13 protein-coding genes are annotated in these 19,541 nt (G+C 68.8%); 12 read left to right on the top strand and 1 reads right to left on the bottom strand.

What is annotated here, in order from left to right; genetic code table 11:
* The 4 genes from V7E05_RS10470 to V7E05_RS10485 form a co-directional block, all read left to right on the top strand.
* On the top strand, positions 1 to 673 hold a 673-nt coding region (locus V7E05_RS10470), incomplete at its 5' end, for a helix-turn-helix domain-containing protein (protein WP_333619600.1).
* 1,243 nt (positions 674 to 1,916) lie between these two features.
* The gene (gene dnaN / locus V7E05_RS10475; protein WP_333619601.1) at positions 1,917 to 3,101 is read left to right on the top strand and encodes a DNA polymerase III subunit beta; all 1,185 of its coding nucleotides are present in this window, start codon (positions 1,917 to 1,919) and stop codon (positions 3,099 to 3,101) included.
* Between the two features lie 85 nt (positions 3,102 to 3,186).
* Complete coding sequence (recF, locus tag V7E05_RS10480; RefSeq protein WP_333619602.1) at positions 3,187 to 4,470, top strand: DNA replication/repair protein RecF; 1,284 nt, start codon at positions 3,187 to 3,189, stop codon at positions 4,468 to 4,470.
* Positions 4,471 to 4,473: 3 nt separating this feature from the next.
* Complete coding sequence (locus V7E05_RS10485; RefSeq protein WP_333619603.1) at positions 4,474 to 5,022, top strand: DciA family protein; 549 nt, start codon at positions 4,474 to 4,476, stop codon at positions 5,020 to 5,022.
* Positions 5,023 to 5,127: 105 nt separating this feature from the next.
* Here V7E05_RS10485 and V7E05_RS10490 read toward each other — a convergent pair whose 3' ends face one another.
* A complete protein-coding gene (locus V7E05_RS10490) occupies positions 5,128 to 6,858 on the bottom strand; it encodes a cation:proton antiporter (RefSeq protein ID WP_333619604.1) in 1,731 nt (576 codons plus the stop codon).
* A 141-nt stretch (positions 6,859 to 6,999) separates the two neighbouring features.
* Between V7E05_RS10490 and gyrB the strand changes: the two genes are divergently transcribed.
* From gyrB to V7E05_RS10530, 8 genes are all read left to right on the top strand, one after another.
* Entirely contained in the window at positions 7,000 to 9,156 is a 2,157-nt protein-coding gene (gene gyrB / locus V7E05_RS10495; RefSeq protein ID WP_442891654.1) for a DNA topoisomerase (ATP-hydrolyzing) subunit B, read from the top strand.
* Between the two features lie 62 nt (positions 9,157 to 9,218).
* Positions 9,219 to 11,132, top strand: a complete 1,914-nt coding sequence (locus tag V7E05_RS10500; RefSeq protein ID WP_333619606.1) for a hypothetical protein — start codon at positions 9,219 to 9,221, stop codon at positions 11,130 to 11,132.
* Positions 11,129 to 12,646 (top strand): hypothetical protein, encoded by a 1,518-nt coding sequence (locus V7E05_RS10505; RefSeq protein WP_333619607.1) that lies wholly within the window; start codon positions 11,129 to 11,131, stop codon positions 12,644 to 12,646. The genes V7E05_RS10500 and V7E05_RS10505 overlap by 4 nt, the downstream gene beginning before the upstream one ends.
* Positions 12,634 to 14,121, top strand: coding sequence for a glycosyltransferase (locus V7E05_RS10510; protein ID WP_333619608.1), 1,488 nt, complete (start codon positions 12,634 to 12,636; stop codon positions 14,119 to 14,121). The genes V7E05_RS10505 and V7E05_RS10510 overlap by 13 nt, the downstream gene beginning before the upstream one ends.
* Positions 14,118 to 15,806 carry an ArnT family glycosyltransferase gene (locus V7E05_RS10515; protein WP_333619609.1) on the top strand — a complete coding sequence of 563 codons (1,689 nt, stop codon included), beginning with the start codon at positions 14,118 to 14,120 and terminating at the stop codon, positions 15,804 to 15,806. Before V7E05_RS10510 ends, V7E05_RS10515 begins: the two co-directional genes overlap by 4 nt.
* A gap of 46 nt (positions 15,807 to 15,852) precedes the next feature.
* On the top strand, positions 15,853 to 16,926 hold the full coding sequence (locus V7E05_RS10520; protein ID WP_442891655.1) for a beta-mannosidase: 1,074 nt from the start codon (positions 15,853 to 15,855) through the stop codon (positions 16,924 to 16,926).
* Between the two features lie 48 nt (positions 16,927 to 16,974).
* Entirely contained in the window at positions 16,975 to 18,861 is a 1,887-nt protein-coding gene (locus V7E05_RS10525) for an alpha/beta hydrolase (RefSeq protein ID WP_333619611.1), read from the top strand.
* Positions 18,862 to 19,073: 212 nt separating this feature from the next.
* Positions 19,074 to 19,541 (top strand): DNA gyrase subunit A (locus V7E05_RS10530; protein WP_333619612.1); only part of this gene is annotated, 468 nt, incomplete at its 3' end.

Genomic DNA, 19,541 nt, shown 5'->3' on the forward strand with positions numbered 1-19,541 from the left:
CTTCCACACCTTCAACACCATCCACGGTGCGCAGAAACAGATCGTCATCACGTCCGACCGGCCGCCCAAGCAGCTCTCGACACTCGAGGACCGGCTTCGCACTCGATTCGAGTGGGGCCTGCTCACGGACATCCAGCCCCCCGAGCTGGAGACACGCATCGCGATCCTCGCGAAGAAGGCGAGCACAGACGGGAACGACGTACCGTTGCCGGTCCTCGAGCTCATCGCCAGCCGCGTGCAGCGCAACATCCGCGAGCTCGAGGGCGCGCTCATCCGCGTCGTGGCTTTCGCCTCGCTCAACAAGCAGGTCATCGACGTACCGCTCACGGAGGTCGTGCTGCGCGACGTCATCTCCGACGACGACTCGTTGCAGATCTCGGCCGCCTCGATCATGGCCGTGACCGCAGAGTTCTTCGACACCACCATCGACGATCTCTGCTCGGGCTCGAAGACCCGCTCGCTCGTACGCGCCCGCCAGATCGCGATGTACCTGTGCCGCGAGCTCACCGACCTCTCGCTGCCGAAGATTGGCCGTACGTTCGGCGGCAAGGACCACTCCACGGTGATCCACGCGAACCGCAAGATCCTCAAGGAAATGAAGGACGATCGCCGCACGTATGACCAGATCCAGGAGCTCACCGCCCGGATCAAGGAGCGATCGCGCGGCGTGTAGCGGCTGTGGCGATCGGGGTCGGCCATTTGTGGGTCGGCCCAATTTTTTGCCTATGACGGCGGACGTCCCCATTTCCCGCCACTCCCGGCAGCCGCGCGCCGGAGTCCGGCGGGCGCAGCCGCGCCGGCATCTCGAGACCCCCTAGTTTTTTCAGAGCGCGCCGACTTCTCGCCGGCGTACGGCGCACGGCCGCGCCGACGGGCGACATCCCACCAGACCCCAACTCGGCGACCGAGCCGACCACCCCCTAGTTTTTCGCGCCCCTGGCACACCGACCGCCGGCTTGGGGAGGCGGCTTCGACCAAGCCCATGCGACCGCGGCGCCATGGCGACGCCGAGGGGGGCCCCAGTTTTTCGGCGCCTCCAGTGCCGTCCGGCAAAGCCTTCGCGGCCCCTCGCCAACCCGTCCCGCGTCGCTTCGCGATGTACTCGGGGCGGGCCCCTTGGCTCGCTTGGCGGCCAAGCGCTCCACTTGCAGAGCCCTACAGACGGCCACGGCAGGGGGCGGCCGCCGCCGCGCCGCCGCGGAATCGGCGCCACCGCAGAACGCCAAAGGGTCGATTTCCGAGCCCGCAACGGCTCCATCGCCCCCGCCGAGCGGCCCCCGCCGAGCGAAATCTGCGAATCCCACGCCGAGCGCGAGCGCCGCTATCGCGCCGTTATAGCGGCCCGGGCCGACCCGGCCACTGGTGGGCGCCCGGCACCTCTGCCGTCACAAAACACAGTTATTGCACAAGATATCCACCACATACGTTGTTATCCACCACACGAACCACAAAAATCACACATGTGGACGATCCTGTGGACAACGTGTTGAGGCGAACGACAAGAATGTGGAGACGCGGTGGACCCGTCGTGGAGAAAACACGTAGTCCACAGGCCGGCGAATGAAATCACGCCGTTGCGCACAACTCGGTCCACGGGTCCGCAGGCCACCCACCAGCGCCGAATACATTTAACTCACAAATCCACAGGACCTACTACTACGTCTTTATCCCTCTAAGAGAGATAACAAGAAAAAGGTCTGCTCGGATCGAGGTCCGCCTTCGCCTCGCGCGAGGCGAAGGGTCCCCGCCCGGTCAGGGACAAAACGGGAGGCCGGGTAATTACAACAGTGTGATTACGGGTCCCGCCCTCTCTCGAATCGATGTTTTGGGATACGCTTCTGCAGACGTTGTCCGCGCCAGCCGTGGGCAACACATTCTTGTCATCCACCACCGAGCAATCGAAGCGAGCAACGTTCATGGACAGTGCAGATCCCCAGTTCCAGGTCATGCGCGAGGACTTCGCGAATGCTGTTGCTTGGGTGGCACGTTCCCTACCGTCGGGCAGCCGCGAGCCGATCATGCTCAACATCCTCCTCGAGGTCACCGAGGACGGGCTCAGCGTCACGGCGTTCAACGGCGACACGTCGGCGCAGGTCGATGTGCCGGCGGAGATCGTCGCCGAGGGCACCGCCCTCGTGTCGGGCCGCCTCCTCGCCGAGATCGCCAAGGCCCTGCCGAACAAGCCGGTGCAGGTCGCCGTCGAGGACGGGAAGATGACCATCCGCTGTGGTTCGGCGACGTTCACGCTCCCCACCGCGCCGGTTGAGGGCTACCCGCAGATCCCGCCGCTCCCGGAGTCCTCGGGAACCGCGGAGCTGGACACGTTCGCCGAGGCCGTCGGCCAGGTCGCGGTCGCCGCCGGCAAGGACGACACGCTGCCGATGCTCACCGGCGTCAAGGTCGAGATCTCGGGCGACAAGCTCGTGCTCATCGCCACCGACCGCTTCCGCCTCGCCATCCGCGAGTGCGCGTGGGATCCCACGGATCCGCAGGCCGAGGGCAACGTCCTCGTCCCGGCGAAGACCCTCCAGGACGTCGCGCGCTCCGCCGGCCACGGAGGTGGGATCGAGCTCGATCTGGGTTCGGGCGCCCAGCTCGGATCGGGCCGTATCCTCGGCATCCGCGCCGGCGCGCACCGCACCACCGCGCGCCTCCTCGATGCCGAATTCCCCGAGGTCCGGCGCCTGCTCCCGAAGCAGCACAGCGCGCTCGCGGCCGTCGAGGTCGCGCCGCTCGTCGCCGCGATCAAGCGTGTGGCCCTCGTGGCGGACCGCGGCGTCCAGGTGCGACTCTCGTTCTCTGACGGCGAAGTTGCGCTGTCCGCTGGCGGCGACGATTCCGCCGCCGCGAACGAGACGCTGCCCGCGGAGTTCACGGGCGAGGGCGAGTTCACCATCGCCTTCAACCCCGCCTACCTCCTCGACGGCCTCGGCTCCATCGCCACCCCGAAGGCCGTCCTCGGCTTCACTCGCCCGAACAGCCCGGCCGTGATCTGGCCGGCGCAGGCCGACGAGCTGCCCGGCGCCGACGACGACGGGAGCTTCGCTCCGCTCGAGGCGAACCACGTCTACCTGCTCATGCCGGTGCGGCTCCCGGGCTAGAACCCCGGGCCGGGTCCGATCTCCCGGCAGTGCCTGCGCGGCCGCGAGGCACCGACCGTCGGACGCACTTGGCACACTGGCACCCATGCATCTCCGTTCCCTGCGACTCGTCGACTACAGGTCGTGGCCCAGCCTCGATCTGCGGTTCGGCCCCGGCACCACGGTGCTGGTCGGTCGCAACGGGCACGGCAAGACCAACGTGCTCGAGGCGATCACACTGCTGGCCACGGGCAAATCGCATCGGGTGTCCGGCGATGCCCCGCTGGTGCGTTCGGGCAGGGAGGGCGCGATCGTCACCGCGCTCGCTCACAACAGCGGCCGCGAGCTGCAGGTGGAGCTCGCCGTCAACAAGGGGAAGGCCAACCGGGCGCGGCTCAACACCTCCCCGGTCCGCTCGCCGCGCCAGCTGCTCGGCGTGGTCCAGTCGGTGATCTTCGCTCCGGAAGACCTCTCTCTCGTCCGTGGCGATCCGTCGGGAAGGCGCGCGTTCCTCGATGATCTCGCCGTCCAGCGGCGGCCGCGGCTCGCCGCGCTGCGGGCCGAGTACGACAAGGTCGTGCGGCAGCGGACGGCGCTGCTCAAGAACGCGAACGCGGCCGAGCGGCGCGGGCGCCCCGGCGGCGGCTTCGACTCGGCCCTCGCGTCCATCGAGGTGTGGGACGTGCGGCTCGCCGAACTCGGGGCGCAGATCATCGCGGCCCGTGCGGGTCTCGTCGCCGAGCTCGATCCGCTGGTCACGGAGGCATACGCGGGCATCGCGCCCGAGTCCCGGGCGGCGCGCATCGCCTACGAGCCGCGGTTGCGCGGGGCGGCGCCGGGGCTCGCGGAGCTGCGCGATCCGGAGTTCATGGAGGCGGTGTTGCTCGCGGAGATCGCCGGCCGCCGCGAGGACGAGGTGGCCAGGGCCCAGACGCTCGTCGGCCCGCACCGCGACGAGCTCGCCCTCCGCCTCGGGGACGAGCCGGCAAAGGGGTTCGCCTCCCACGGCGAGACCTGGTCGTTCGCGCTCGCGCTCCGGATCGCCTCGCTCGAATTGCTGCGGGCCGACGACCTCGAGCCGATCCTGCTCCTCGACGACGTATTCGCCGAACTCGACACCGCGCGCAGGGCGGCGCTCGCCGAGATCGCCGCAGGGGTGGAGCAGGTGTTCGTGACGGCGGCCGTCCCCGAAGATCTGCCGCCCGCGCTCTCCGGGTCCTTGATCCATGTCGAGATGGCCGGGGAGGGTGACGCGAGGGCGTCGCGGATCCGCGAGGGCGATGCCGCCGGCGTGGCAAGGGACGCCGGTGTAAACGACGCCGGAAACTCCGCCGGTGCCGACCCGTCGGCCGCCGACGCCGCGGACCATGCACCGAAGGGGGATGATTAGCCGATGAGCTCACCGGACAGTCCGCAGTCCGCGGGTCGGCAACCGGCCCACTCGCCCGGCCACGAAATGGCGCGGCGCGCGCTCGAGGAGGCCCGGGCGAAGGCGAAGGCCGAAGGCAAGAACGTCGGCGCTGGCCGCCGCACCGCCCCGCAGGGCCGCCGCCGCAAGGGCGGCTGGACCAAATCGGGCGCGGACTACTGGGATCCGCAATCTCTCGGCGCGCTCATCTCCTCGGTGTCGAAGAAGGAGGGCTGGGGAGACCAGGTAGTCTTCGGCCGAATGCAGTCGCGGTGGGCGGAGATCGTCGGCGCGCAAAACGCAGAGCACGTGGTCCCGGAAAAGCTCGAGGGCGGCGTCCTCTACTGCCGCGCGAGCTCGACGGCATGGGCCACCCAGATGCGCCTCTACCAGAAGCCAACGCTGCAGAACATCGCCAAGGCGTTCGGCCCTAACATCGTGCGGCGCCTCAAGATCGACGGACCCGCGGCGCCGAGCTGGCGCAAGGGCCCACTGCACGTCCGCGGCCGCGGACCCCGAGACACGTACGGATAGGCCCGGCTTCACGCGCCACTCACCGCCGCGCTGCGCGCCCCCCGATCCGCCCGCCGCCGAGCTGCGACGGGGACCGGGACCGCGAATAAATACCGGCCTGCGCCGTCAGTGCGGGTTGTTCCCCGCGGAGCCGAGCCCCTCCTCGAACATGTCCAGCCTCTTCTGCGCGGCGTTGAAGGTCTTCGCCGAATACGCGCCGATCGCGCGCTCGTGGTTGAGCGCCTCCTGCATGGCCTCGAGGTAGCGGAGCTGCAGCTGCCGTAGTTGCTCGCGCTCGATGCTGCCGAATTCCTCGGTCCGCACGCCGGGGCCGCGCATCATGATCTCCATCCGTCGCTCGACCTTCGCGGTGAGCCTCACCGGCAGAGCCTCCCCGTCGATCTTCTGCTCGGACAGCGGGCCGAGGTCCTCGACGGCCTCGTCGATGACCGAATTGAGCAGGTTTTGCAGCTCGTGGCGCTTCTCGTCCGGGCCGGAGCTGGAGAACTGGAGGCGCCGGATGAGCCAGGGCAGCGTCCCGCCGAACAGGATGAGCGAGGCGACGGCCACGTAGAACGCCACGAGGATCACCGACGAGCGGTGCGCGAGCGGACCATCGGGGCCGGAGAACGAAATGGTCTGCGCAGCGGCGAGAGTCACCACGCCGCGCATCCCGGCCCAGCTCAGCACGAGCGCGCCGCGCCGTGTGATGGGGGTCGACATCGCGAAATCGATGTCCGCCGCGCTCCGGTCGAGTCGCCGCCGCATCCGCGCCGCGCGCATGTCCTCGATGAGGTTCTGCTCCACCGCCTCGTTGAATCTCTCGGCGATATGGTCGATTTTCGCCTGGCGATGGCGGGTCTTCCGCGCGGCAATCCTCGTGCCCATGACGGCGACCGCCACGCCTCCGAAGCGGAAAGCGATGAGGAGGCCGAGGACGAGGAGGCTCGCCTGCCACACGAAATCGAGGTTGTGGTCCCGCTCCGCGAATTCCATGAGGTCCGCGATCTGGAGCCCCATGAGCAGGAACACCAGGTGTTCGAGGATGAAGGAGATGATCGTCCACATCATCGACGAGTAGGAGCGGTCTGCCGCCGGGAGCTTGCGCGTGGCCTGGTGCCCGCAGACGATGCCGGCGACGACCACGGCGATGACACCGGAGGCATCGAGTTCCTCGGCGAGGAAGAAGGCCGTCCACGGCGTCATGAGCGCGAGTGTCGTGGCGAGCACGGGGTCGCCGACCCAGCGGCGCCCGGCGATGGCGAGCTGCCCGACGACCAGGCCGATGACGATGCCGGCGACGGTCGCCCAGAGGAAGCTGCCCGCCGCCTCGATCAGGGAGAACGAGCCGGCGACGGCGGCGAGCGCGGTGCGCAGCGTGACCAGTGCCGACGCGTCGTTGAACAGGCTCTCGCCCTCGAGCACCGCCATGATCCGCGGCGGCAGCCCCAGCCGCTTACCGATGCTCGTGGCGGCGACAGCGTCGATCGGGGCGACGACGGCGCCGAGGGCGATGCCGAGCGGGATCGTGATCTCCGGGAACACCCAGTGGATGATCAGGCCGATGACGACGGCCGGCACGACGACCATGACGCCGGAGAGCCAGACGATGATGCCCATGTTCCTGCGCAGGTCGACGACGTTCATGTTGGTCGCCGAGGAGAACAGCAGCGGCGGCAGGAAGCCGGCGAGGACGAGCTCTGGTTCGAGCGCGATCGACGGGATCCATTCGGGGAACGACGCCGCGATGCCCACGCACAACAGCAGCAGCGGGGCCGCGATGCCCGTGCGCGAGGACGACTTGGCGGCGAGGACCACCACCGTCAGGCAGATGGCGAGGAACAGGAAAATGTGCACCTTCGTGATTCTCCCACCTGCTTCGCCTCCGGCGGGGGGTGACGCGGCGGGAAGGCGGGTCCACCGTTCCGGCGGAAAGCCCGGGTAGACTATGAGGGCTACTGCCGGGTCTTGACGTCCGGCACGAAGAGAAATGCGCCTATGCGCGAAGGAGAACACGTGGCGAAGTCCGAGTCGAAGAAGGCGGATGCCAAAAACGCCTACGGTGCGGAACAGATCACGGTCCTCGAGGGCCTCGAGGCCGTCCGCCTGCGGCCGGGCATGTACATCGGTTCCACCGGCGAGCGCGGCCTCCACCACCTCGTGTGGGAGATCGTCGACAACTCGGTCGACGAGGCGATGGCCGGGCACGCGAGCCGGGTCGATGTGGTCCTCGGTGACGACGGCAGCGTGTCCGTGACCGACGACGGCCGCGGTATCCCCGTCGAGCTCCACGAGAGCGGCGTCCCGACCGTGCAGGTCGTGCTCACGCAGCTCCACGCCGGCGGCAAGTTCAACTCCGATGCGTACGCGGTCTCCGGCGGCCTGCACGGCGTGGGCAGCTCGGTGGTCAACGCGCTCTCCACCCGCTTCGAGGTCGATATCAAGACCGGCGGGCACCGCTGGACCCAGAAGTACGAGTACGCGGTCCCGGGCGAGCTCGTCGACGAGGGCAAGGCCAAGGGCACGGGAACGACCGTCAAGTTCTGGGCGGACCCGGAGATCTTCGAGACCACGAACTACTCGTTCGAGACGATCTCGCGGCGCCTCCAGGAGATGGCCTTCCTCAACAAGGGCCTCACCATCACGCTCACCGACAACCGCTCGGGCGCTTCGGAGATCGCGGAGCTCGAGGCCATCGCCAACGCCGAATCGGGCGAGGACGACGAGGCGATCGAGGTCGAGGCCGTCTCGGACGAGGACCTGGCCGAGGACGGCGCAGAAGGCGCCGACTCCGCCGGCGACGCGCAGGCGCACGAGGCCGAGGGCGCAGCACTCAAGCCGGGCGAGGGCGCCGCGGAGAAGTCCCGTACGCGCACCTACCACTACCCCGATGGCCTCAAGGACTACGTCCGCGCCATCAACAAGACCAAGCAGCCGGTCCACCCGACCATCGTGTACTTCGAGGGCCAGGGCACCGGCCACGAGGTCGAGATCGCGATGCAGTGGAACAACGGCTTCTCCGAGTCGGTGCACACCTTCGCCAACACGATCAACACCGCCGAGGGCGGCACGCATGAGGAGGGCTTCCGCACGGCGCTCACCTCGCTGGTCAACCGCTACGCGAAGGAAAAGAAGCTCGTCAAGGACAAGGACGAGAACCTCACGGGCGACGACATCCGCGAGGGCCTCGCCGCCGTGATCTCCGTGAAGGTCGCGGACCCGCAGTTCGAGGGCCAGACGAAGACCAAGCTCGGCAACACCGAGATCAAGGGCTTCGTGCAGCGCCAGGTGACGGAGTACTTCGGCCATTGGCTCGAGGCGAATCCGTCCGAGGCGAAGACCATCATCAAGAAGGCCGTCGATTCCTCGCAGGCGCGTATCGCCGCCCGCAACGCCCGCCGCATGGTGCGCCGGAAGTCGGCGAACGAGCTCGGCGGCATGCCCGGCAAGCTCGCGGACTGCCGCTCGAAGGATCCGGCGCTGTCCGAGATCTACATCGTGGAGGGCGACTCCGCCGGCGGCTCGGCGAAGTCCGGCCGCGACTCCATGTACCAGGCGATCCTCCCGCTGCGCGGCAAGATCATCAACGTGGAGAAGGCACGCATCGACCGCGTGCTCAAGAACTCCGAGGTCCAGACCATCATCACGGCGCTGGGCACCGGCATCCACGAGGAATTCGACATCGCCAAGCTGCGGTATCACAAGATCGTGCTCATGGCCGACGCCGATGTCGACGGCCAGCACATCGCGACGCTGCTGCTCACGCTCCTGTTCCGCTACATGCGCCCGCTCGTCGAGGAAGGCCACGTTTTCCTCGCCATGCCGCCGCTGTACAAGCTCAAGTGGGCCAAGGGCTCCCCGGGCTTCGCGTTCTCCGACGCCGAGCGCGATGTGCAGCTCAAGGAGGGGCTCGAGGCCGGCCGCAAGATCAACACGGACGACGGCATCCAGCGCTACAAGGGCCTCGGCGAGATGAACGCCAAGGAGCTGTGGGAGACCACGATGGACCCGACGGTCCGCACGCTCAAGCAGGTCACGCTCGAGGATGCCGCCGCCGCCGACGAGCTGTTCTCGATTCTCATGGGCGAGGACGTCGCCTCGCGCCGTTCGTTCATCACCCGCAACGCCAAGGACGTCCGCTTCCTCGACGTCTAGGCTGCCCCCGAGGTCCGCGGGTATCGGCAGTTCGGCACGGTTTTTCAGGCTAGTATTCTGCCGTGCTCACTAAACGCGCGGTGGCAGCGGCGATGGCGGCTCTACTCGTCCTGCCCGCTATCGGTCCGGCAATTGCGAACGCGCAGGTCCCACCGGCGCGCGTGATTCACGTCGATCCCGTCACGCTCCATAACCAGAGCGATTCGGCGACGGTGCGCATCCCCGTGCCCAAAGGAGTCACGCCCTCGGTATTCCGGGCGGATGTGCGCATTCCGATGCTCATGGACTCCGGCGAGATCGAGGTCTCGTCGGGGGACACGGTGCTCGGCCGGCTGGCGCTGTCCGGGACGAACGACCACACGGACATCGAGGTCCCGCTCGTCGGGGCGAAAGCCGCGGACGGCTTTATCGATCTCGCCTTCCGCACGTCCCTGCGCGCCGGCCCCGAGGCATGCCCGGACTGGAGCACGGAGAACGTGGAGATCACCGACGCCCGCGTCGACTTCTCCGGAGCACCGGCCAAGCCGCAGAGCATCGCCGACTTCACCACCTCATACCTCGAAAAGCTCGAGATCTACCTCCCCGACACCCCGACGACGGCCGAGGCCCAGGCCGCGGCCAGGTTGGCGACCACGGAGGTCTCCCGGTTCGGCAACGACCACTTCGCGGTGGAGGTCCTGCCCGCATCTGCGCCGAAACCGGCCGAGGACACGCCATTCATCCGGCGGGCGATCATCCGCGAAGGACCCGAGAAGAACGTGCGCCTCACCGGCGACGACGTCCCCACGATGGAAGTCACCGGATCGGGCGAAGAGTTGTCCCAGCAGGTCGATCTCGTCCAGAGCAAGCTATGGAACGTCGCGGTCGACGACCAGTTGAGCATCGACGGAGACGTGGCGACGCCGAAGGCTGCGATGGACAGCGCGACGCTCGACGAGCTCGACGCGGGCACCATTTCGGCGAAGGGCCAGGGCGCCGTCGGTGTCGATCTCGGCGTCGACCTCACGACCTTGAGCAGGGACGCCTCGGACCTGACCGTCGATCTCCACGGAACGCACAGCCCGGTCTCGGGGAGCGAAGGCGCGATGTTCACCGCGACGGTGGGCGGGACGATCATCGACTCGTGGGCGGCGGACCCGGGTGGCAACCTCGACAGGACGGTCACGATCCCGGCCGCCGACGTCGCGCGGTTCTCCACGCTCGAACTCTCCCTCCGCGTGTCGGGGAGCGCTGGGGGGTGCACCGAGACGCAGCCCATCGAACTCACCGTCGACGGCGATTCCCGGGTTACCCTCGGCCAGCCGAGCCGCCCGGCGATGCGTGGCTTCCAGTCGATCCCGCAGGTGCTCATGCCCGAGTTCGTCGTCGCGACGACCTTCAACACGGTCGAGGCCACGCAACGCGCCATCCGGCTGCTCGCCGATTTCCAGGCCACCTCGGCGAACGCCCTGCGCCCGCGCTGGGTCACGGTGGACGAGGCTCGCTCGAGCAGCGAGCCGGCGCTCATCATCAACTCGCGCGAACACCCGGCGGGTCTCTCCCTCCCGCTCGAGCTCACCGGGGGTCGATCCCTCCATCTCAACGGAGAATCCGGCGAGCAGGATCGGATCGTCCACTTCGACAAGGACTTCGAATTCGCCGGGGTGCAGGTCGCGGAGAACGGCGGGCGTCCCGTCGTCGTGGCGTCGTCGTCCTCGGGAGAGGGCGAGCTCGACAGGACGCTCGACTGGATCGAGGCCGAGCCGCAGCGCTTCTCCTCCATGACGGGCAACGTCCTCTTTACTGCCGAGGGGCGCGATCCTGTCGAGCTCGACACCGACGAGGGGGCCGTCGAGACCGCGCAGCAGCGTGCCGAGTCGCGAACGGAGCCCATCCTCGCCGTCACCGCGGCTGCCACCCTCCTCGTCCTGCTCGCGTTGGCCGGGTGGTGGTTCGTCAGGCGTCGCCGCCCCGCAGCGGAGAACCCCCGTAGATGACGCCGGACTCCGCGCCCGCAGTGGACGTCGATGCCGTCGCAGCGCCCAGGGTTTCCGCGCCCGGGCGGATGCCGTGGCGGGAGCCAGGGCCGCTGTGGGGCCTGTTCTGGCGGTGGGCGGCCATCGCGGTCATTGTCGGCGCCGGTTTCTGGCGCACCGAGGTGCATCTCGTCGACGAGGTGAACGCCGGTGCAGAGAGCACCCACGTGTTCCTCGTCCTGGCGTGCGCCGTGTTCCTCGCCCTCGCCACGGCGCGCAAGAGGCTCCCCGAGCTGCCGATCTTCGACAGGCAGACGGACATCATCGTCGGGATCGTCCTCGCGGCAATAGCCGCGATGCTCAGATTCTTCGTCGTTCCGCGGTATCCCGCGTTCTTCGCGCTCTTGCATCCGGATATCCCCGCGGCCTACGTCCTCGCGATGGCGGCGTGCGTGTTCCTCTTCGGGCTCCGCCGGACGGCGCACTATTGGTCGTCGTGGGCCGTCCTCCTGCTGGCCTCGCCCGGGGTGGTCCGGCTCGCCGGGTACATCGCCGGTGGTGGGGACTTCGGATTCGCAGTGGTGCTCGTCCCGCTCGCAGCGATCTGCGCGGGAGCGGGGGTGGGGACGAGCCTGAAAAAAGGCGTTGCTCTCGCGGGCGTCTCCGCGGCAGTCGGTTTCTCGGTGCTCGGGCTCTGGGCCGGCCTGCTCGGCCAAGAGGTGGGCCCGCTGACCCAGGCGCTCCCCGTGCTCGCGGCACTTGCGTGTGCCGTCCCGGCGCTCGTCCGCCTGCCCGCGGCGTCGGGCCGTGCGCGGCCGCGGCAGGCGGTATCGGCCCGAGAGGGACTCAAGTGCCTCCCGCTGATCGTGGCGATCGCCGTCATCGTCGCCGTGGCCGACCTCCCCCAGAGCGCGCAGGGGCGGGCAGCGATGGGACCGCCGGGGCCCACCGGGCGCACGCTCGCGGTACCCGACCTGTGGAAGGAGATCTCGCAGTCCGACCTGCCGTGGGCGCCGTCGATGTTCGGTCCCGGCGCGACGATCCACGAGCAGCTCCTCCGTTCCACGACACCCCGGCGGGACTGGGACGAGAAAGAGCGGCCACGGATGGTGGCGGCGTATACGATCTCGGCACACAAGCCTGGCATTTTCGACGTCTACCCCGTGGAGATGACGTTCGATACGCGTCGGTCCCGGACGAGCGCGGCGGAGCCCATCGCGCTCCCGCACGGGGTGACGGCGCGGTTCCGCACGGTGGTCGACGACACCACGTATCTCACGTGGAGCATCCTCTCGTTCCTGTGGTCGAGATCCGACGGAACCACGCAGCGGATCATGCTCCTGAGCATCGACAATCACGATTTCGACGCCGTCTTTCCCCGCCCCATGCCGGGGACGTTGTCGACGGCGGAGCGCCTCGCGTCGATCCTCCTGCGTGGCAACTCCTCGGTCTCCGATGAGTTCTCAGAACGGAAGGACGTCGACATGCTCACCGAGCTCGGCGGCGACATCGTGGAGGCGCAATGGACGAGGTGAGGAACGGAGAGGCCGTGGACGGAGGGATCGCGGGGCGTCATGCGGGGGCGATCGAGAGCGGCGCCGAGAAGAGCGCCCGGGCGCTCCACGACTCCGTGCACGGACTCCGCGAGAAGGACGACCTGAGCTCGGCGTCGATCGTGATCGTCCGGTGGCAGGGCTGGGCCTTGGCGGTCCTTGCGGTGGTTCTCGTCGCCGGGCTCGTTCTCGCGCGCATTCCCACGCTCGTCCTGCTCTCGGGACTGACGACGCTGGTCTACCTCGGAGCGCTGGTCGACAGGCTCCTCCTGCTTGCGCGCGGGCTCGCCAGGGACGCGATCTACCAGGTAGACGATGCCAGGGCCCGCGAGATGCCGGACGAGGCGTTGCCCAAATACACGGTCCTCGTGCCCGCGTACAACGAGCCCGAGGTGATCGGGGAGCTCATTGCGGCGGTCGAGTCGATCGACTACCCGGCCGAGAAACTCCAGGTGTTGCTGCTCCTCGAAGAAGACGATCAGGTGACGATCGACGCCGCGGAGAAAGCGGGCCTCGGCGAGGTGTGCGAGATCCTGCGTATCCCGCCAGCCGATCCGCGGACGAAGCCGAAGGCGTGCAACTACGCGCTGCACTACGCGACGGGCGAGATCGTGACGATCTACGACGCCGAGGACCGGCCCGATCCGCTCCAGCTCAGGAGGGCAGCCACGGTCCTCGCGGAGCTCGACGAGGACGTCGTCTGCGTCCAGGCGAAGCTCGCGTTCCACAACGGCGGGCAAAACATGCTCACCGCGTGGTTCACGGCGGATTACGCACTGTGGTTCACCTTCCTCCTGCCGGGGCTCATGCAGTCCCGCGCTCCGATTCCGCTCGGCGGAACCTCGAACCATTTCAAGGCCCGCATCTTCGACGAGATCGGTGCATGGGATCCCTTCAATGTCACCGAGGACGCCGACCTCGGTGTCCGCCTCGCCGCGCGCGGGTACAGGACCGCGGTCCTCGACTCGACCACGTACGAAGAGGCCAACCCCGACCCGATCAACTGGGTCCGCCAACGTTCCCGCTGGTACAAGGGCTACCTGCAGACCTGGCTCGTCCACATGCGCCGGCCCCTCACGCTCTGGCGGACGATCGGCACGGTGAGCATGCTGCGGTTCACCATGCTCCTCGCCGGTACGCCGATCATCGCGTGTCTCAACATGTTCTTCTGGCTCGTCACGCTGTCGTGGATCCTCGGCCAGCCGGGGATCATCGCCGAGGTGTTCCCGGCGTACGTGTATTTCCCCGCCCTCTTGTGTCTCGTGCTGGGCAACGCCTCGACGATGTACTGCACCTTCATCGCCTGCCGGGAGACCGGCAACGCCCGGCTGTGGTGGGCCTGCCTCACGGTCCCGCTGTACTGGGTGCTCATGTCGATCGCGGCCATCAAGGGGACCTACCAGCTCATCGCCAACCCCTCCTACTGGGAGAAGACCGTGCACGGGTTGTCCTCATGAGCGCCCCGGTCCTGGCCGGCGACCGGCAGAAGCAATCCGCGGCGGAGAGGCATCGCCCGAATCCGCGCACGGCGTTCGTGCTCTTCTTCGGGTGCACCGCGCTCTACCTCGCCATCGGCCTCTACCTCGCGCTCGGCGTGCACTACTTCCAGGGCGACGCCCTGAGCAGGGTCGCGGACACCCGCTCGGCGCTGTGGTCCCGGGACCCCCACATGGCCGCGCTGGGCTTCGTCTTCACCCCGCTGCCGGCCCTCGCGCAGCTCCCCTTCGTGGCGCTGTCCGAGTGGTTCCCCGTTCTCACGCGCTACGGGCTGACCTCCGTGCTGGTCACGTCTCTGGCCATGACCGGGGCCGTGGTCCAGGTCCACGGGATCGCAGCGGAGAGGCCCTGCCCGAGGTGGCTCCGCCTGACCGTCACGGCGGCGTTCGCGCTCCATCCGATGGTCGTCTATTACGGCGGAAACGGGATGAGCGAGGCGTTCTTCCTCCTCTTCGTCCTGTGGTCGGTGCGCCGACTGCTCAGGTGGATCACCACGGACGACGTCCACGATCTCCTGTTCGCGGGCATCGCCATCGCCCTCGCCTTCCTCACCCGATACGACGCCCTCGCCGCCTCGGGGACCGCCACGCTCCTCGTGCTCGCGGTCTCGTGGGCCCGATCGAGGTCGCGTTCGGTGGCGATCCTCGACGCCATCGTCCTCGCGTTCCCCACTGTTCTCGCGTTCCTCGCGTGGACCGCGACGAGCTGGCTGGTCACGGGCGTCGCGTTCGTGCAGTTCTCCTCGGTAAGCGGTAATACGGCGATCCTCGAGGCCTCGGGCGGCGGGTCCGCGGGCGGCCTCCCCGCTCTCGGCTTCTCGCTCACCGAGATCGTCGGGTTGGCGCCGTCGATCGGGATCCTCCTCGTCGTCACAGCGGTCTTGTCCGCGAAACGGCGCGACGCCGAGGCGCTCGTCCTGCTCCTTCCGCTCGCCGTGCTCGCCTTCGCCACGCTCACGTACTTCAGGGGGATGACCTTCCCCTTCCTCCGCTTCTACATCTGCGCGATCCCCACCGTCGTCTTGTGCGGCATCCTCCTGTCGCCGCGGGGCGGGGCATTCTCCGCGCGGAGGGCGGGGGAGCACGCGGTCGCGCGGCCGGACGAACGGCCTCATCGCCAACGGGGACTCGAGGTCCTCGCGGCCCTCCTCCTCGTTGCAGGCATACCCATCGGGCTCTACGCGATCGGGGAGCCGAACCTCTCCAACGAGCAGCACGCCCTGCGCTCCATCGGTCCGTGGGGAAGCCGTGTAGGCGGAGCGGAGCAGGAACGGGAGGACCGGGCCGTGCTCGCGACCTTTTCCACGGAGCGCGAAATCGCCGACATGCTCGACGCGAAGGGACTCCCCGAGGGCTCGGTGCTCCTCGATTCGATGGAGGGCTTCCCGATCCTTGCCGCCTCGCGGAATCTGGGGCAGTTCGTCATCCCCTCGGACAGGGACTTCGTGCAGATCCTTGGGAATCCGGCGCGGAACGGCGTCAGATACCTCCTCACGATCCCCAACTCGGGGCGCGGCGCCACGGACGCGATCAATCGCCGCTATCCGACCGTCTACACCAACGGCGCCGGCGTCGCGACGCTCGAGCTCGAGATCGTCAACACCGGACACGACCGACCCGACTGGAGGCTCCAACGTGTGCTCTGACCACCCTCGGGGCCACGATCGACGCGACCGAACGATCCGCAGGGGCATCGTCTCCGTCGCCGCCGGGCTCTGCGCCACACTCACCCTTGCCACGACCGCCGCGTGCGCGAGCCCGGCGGCCCTCGAGGAAACGGGGAGTGCGCCGCGGGTCACGCTCGACGGCGGAGCCCTCCGCCTCGACGGGACACCGTGGTGGCCGACGGGGTTCGATGCGTACCAACTCGCGACGAACTGGTCGATCAACGCGGGGTGCGGGGCGCAGACCGACCTCGATGCCTATTTCTCTTCGCTTCCGCCGCGGAGCCTCACCCGCTTCGACGCATTCCGGTCCTTTGCGGTGGATAAACACACCGGGGGACTGGATTACTCGCCTATCGACGCCGTCTTCGCCGCGGCGGAGCGCCACGACCAGCTCCTCATTCCTGTCCTAACGGCGCAGGACGGAGCCTGCGAGGACGGGCGGTACAAGCAACGGTCCTGGTACACGGACCAATGGCGGGGCGCGGACACGGGTGCGGACTCCGGCGAGAGCTTCTCGCGCTGGGTGGAGACGGCGGTCGGCCGCTGGTCGAGCTCTCCGTCGATAGCGGCGTGGGAGCTCATCGGGGAGCCGGAGACCGCGGTCTGCGCAGAGGACTCGTGCGCGCTCGAGTCGAGGACGTGCCCCGCGGACTCGGCCGACGTGCTTCGGACATGGGTCGACGAAGCGGGCGCGCTGGTCCGGCGGCTCGACCCGGGGAGGCTGGTCACCGTCGGTCTCCTCGGCGGGGATCAATGCGGCACGGCGGGGGACGGCTACGCCAAGGTGGCCGAGTCTCGGGGAATCGACATGGTCCAGTACCACGACTACGACGACGCCCGGTTCCTTCCGGGCCGCCTCGCCGAGGTCGAAAAACCCCTTCTCGTCGCCGAGCTCGGGATCAGGGCGGGAAGCTGCCTCGACGTGGCGGAGCGCGCGCGGCGCATCGACGCGAGGTTCGACGATTATCGCCGTCTCGGCGCCGCGGGGGCCCTCGTGTGGAACTACGTGCCCGATCCGAGGCCGCAAGAGTGCACCTACGATGTCGGGCCCGGTGACCCCATTTTCGACGTGATCGGAAAGGCTCGCGGGGAGGCATAGTGCCGCCAGGACTCGGGCGGAGACGGAACGCCTCCTAGAATCGGTCCCATGTTCAACCGAGTCAGTGGCCCCTCCGCCCTCGGCAGGGACGCCTTCGCCGTCCCGCGCCCGCACACCGGAGAGTTCGGCGAACTCGTCTACGACAGCCTCTGCTACCGGGCGCTCGACGGCTGGCGGCCGCTGTTCATGGACGTCCGAGTCCCGGTCGATCCGCGGCTCGACGGCCTGTCTCCGCTGGTCCTGTGGGTGCACGGGGGTTCCTGGGTCCACGGTTCGCGCCGCCGCCGGCCCGTCGACATCGAGCGCCACTGGATGATCGAGCGCCTCCTGCTCGCCGGCTACGCGGTGGCGAGCATCGACTACCGCCTCGCGTCCGAGGCCCCGTTCCCCGGTCCCGCCTCCGACGTCCGGGCCGCCCTCGCCTACGTCGGCGCGCACGCAGAGGATCTCGGCGTCGACCGGAGCAGGCTCGTGGTGTGGGGCGAGTCCGCGGGTGCGCACCTCGGCCTGCTCACGGGAGTGCCCTCCGCGCGTTTCGCCGAGCTCGGCGGCGCCGCCGACCACCCTGCCGAGCCGATGCCGACCCCGGCCGCGATCGTCGACTGGTACGGCCCCGCGGATCTCCATCGCCTCAGGGCCGCGCAGGAGGCCGCCGCGGCGTCCGGCGTTCCGGGAGCGGAGAAGGAGCTCGCGACCTTCGAGCGCTTTCTCTCCATGGGTTGGGGCGTGGACGCGGCGTCCCCGGAACTCGCCCTCGACGAGCACTGCCCGCCGGTCTTCCTCGCCCACGGTGCCGAGGACTCTCTCGTCCCCATCGGCGAGTCGCGCTACCTCGCCCAGCGCCTCCAGGAGCTCGGGGTCGCGCACGAGCTCACCGAGTTCCCCGGTGGACACGTGTTCGCGAACTCCAAATCCATGGGCCCGGCGATCGAGCAGACCCTGGACTTCCTCCGCGCGACGGTCGCCGACCCGTTCGCCGGTGTGCCCAACGACGAGAAGGGCGACCTCGACCCGGTGGACGACGGCACCCCGCTCGACCGCAAGCAGGTCGCGCGCGAACGCAGGGAGTACCGACGCGAGGTCGCTCGGGTGTGGGGAGAACGGACGCTCCACGGCGAGACCCCTATCCACGCCGTCACCACCACCGACCTGAGCCTCGACGGGCCCGACGGGCCGATCCGCGCGCGGCTCCACGAACCCGACTACGTCCCGGTGGGCGGGGAGCGCGAGCTCCCGCTCATCATCGAGTTCCATTCGGGCGGGCTCGTGGTCGGCGACCTCGACACCCACGGGCCCTCTTCGGCGCGCCTCGCCGCGCGTGCCCATGCCCCGGTGCTCCAGGTCGACTACCGGCTCACCCCCGAGCACAAGTTCCCCGCGGCCTTCGTCGACGCTGCCGCCGCGACCGTCGCGGCGTGGGAGGGGCGCGCGGACCTCGGCCTCCGGCCCGGCCGTGAGATCTCGCGCCTCGTCCTCTTCGGCGACAGCGCGGGGGCCGGCCTCGCGCTCTCCGTGGGCATCGAGCTGCGCTCGCGGCGAGAGATCCCGGTCGACCGGATCGTCGCACTCTACCCCGTCCTCGACTGGCAGTCGATCCCGCTGTGGCCGGGCATGTCCCAGTACCTCGGAGCGGAGACACAGGAGCAGATCGATCCCAGCGACCCGCGCCTCCGCGACGTCCGCCTCGCCCCCGGCGCCGCCCTCGAGCTCCAGGGCCTCCCGCCTGTGCACCTCGTGGTCGGCACGCGCGACCGCGTCCTCGACGACTGCCTCTCCTTCGCCTACCGCCTCCGCGCCGCGGGCAACGACCTCGAACTCCAGGTACTCCCCGGCGTCCCGCACGGCTTCAACGTGCTCTCCGCGGACTCGGAGCTGTTCGCCGCCGCTGCCGCGAAGGTCGACGGCCGGCTGTCCGCGCGGCTCTGGGAGAAGTAGGCACCTTCGGCGTCATGCGCGAAAAGGGCGAAAAAGGGCCCTGAATCGCGCTGTATCGGCCCGAAACGGAGCGCCGAACCACAAAAGCACCGGGGCGAACGATAAACTGTAAGGGTTGACGTGCAGGGATTCGTTCCTCTCCACCGACCGGTGGCCGGGGGCGAGCGGCGCCGCGCGGCGTCCCCTGCAAGAGATAGGACCAAGAGGAGCTCATGACGGACTCGACGCTGCCACCGGACGGCGGAGAAATGGATCGGATCGAGCCGGTCGACCTGCAGGCAGAGATGCAGCGCAGCTACATCGACTACTCGATGAGCGTGATCGTGGGCCGTGCCCTCCCCGACGTGCGCGACGGCCTCAAGCCCGTGCACCGTCGCATCCTCTACGCGATGTTCGACAACGGGTATCGGCCCGAGCGCAGCTTCGTCAAGTCCGCGAAGCCCGTCGCCGACACCATGGGTAACTACCACCCGCACGGCGACTCGGCGATCTACGACACCCTCGTGCGCCTCGCGCAGCCGTGGGCCATGCGCTACCCGATGGTGCAGGGTCAGGGTAACTTCGGCTCCCGCGGCAACGACGGCGCGGCCGCGATGCGTTACACCGAGTGCCGGCTCACGCCGCTGGCCATGGAGATGGTCCGGGACATCAACCGCGACACCGTCGACTTCCAGCCGAAC

The organism is Dietzia sp., from assembly GCF_036741115.1.
Lineage (GTDB): Bacteria > Actinomycetota > Actinomycetes > Mycobacteriales > Mycobacteriaceae > Dietzia.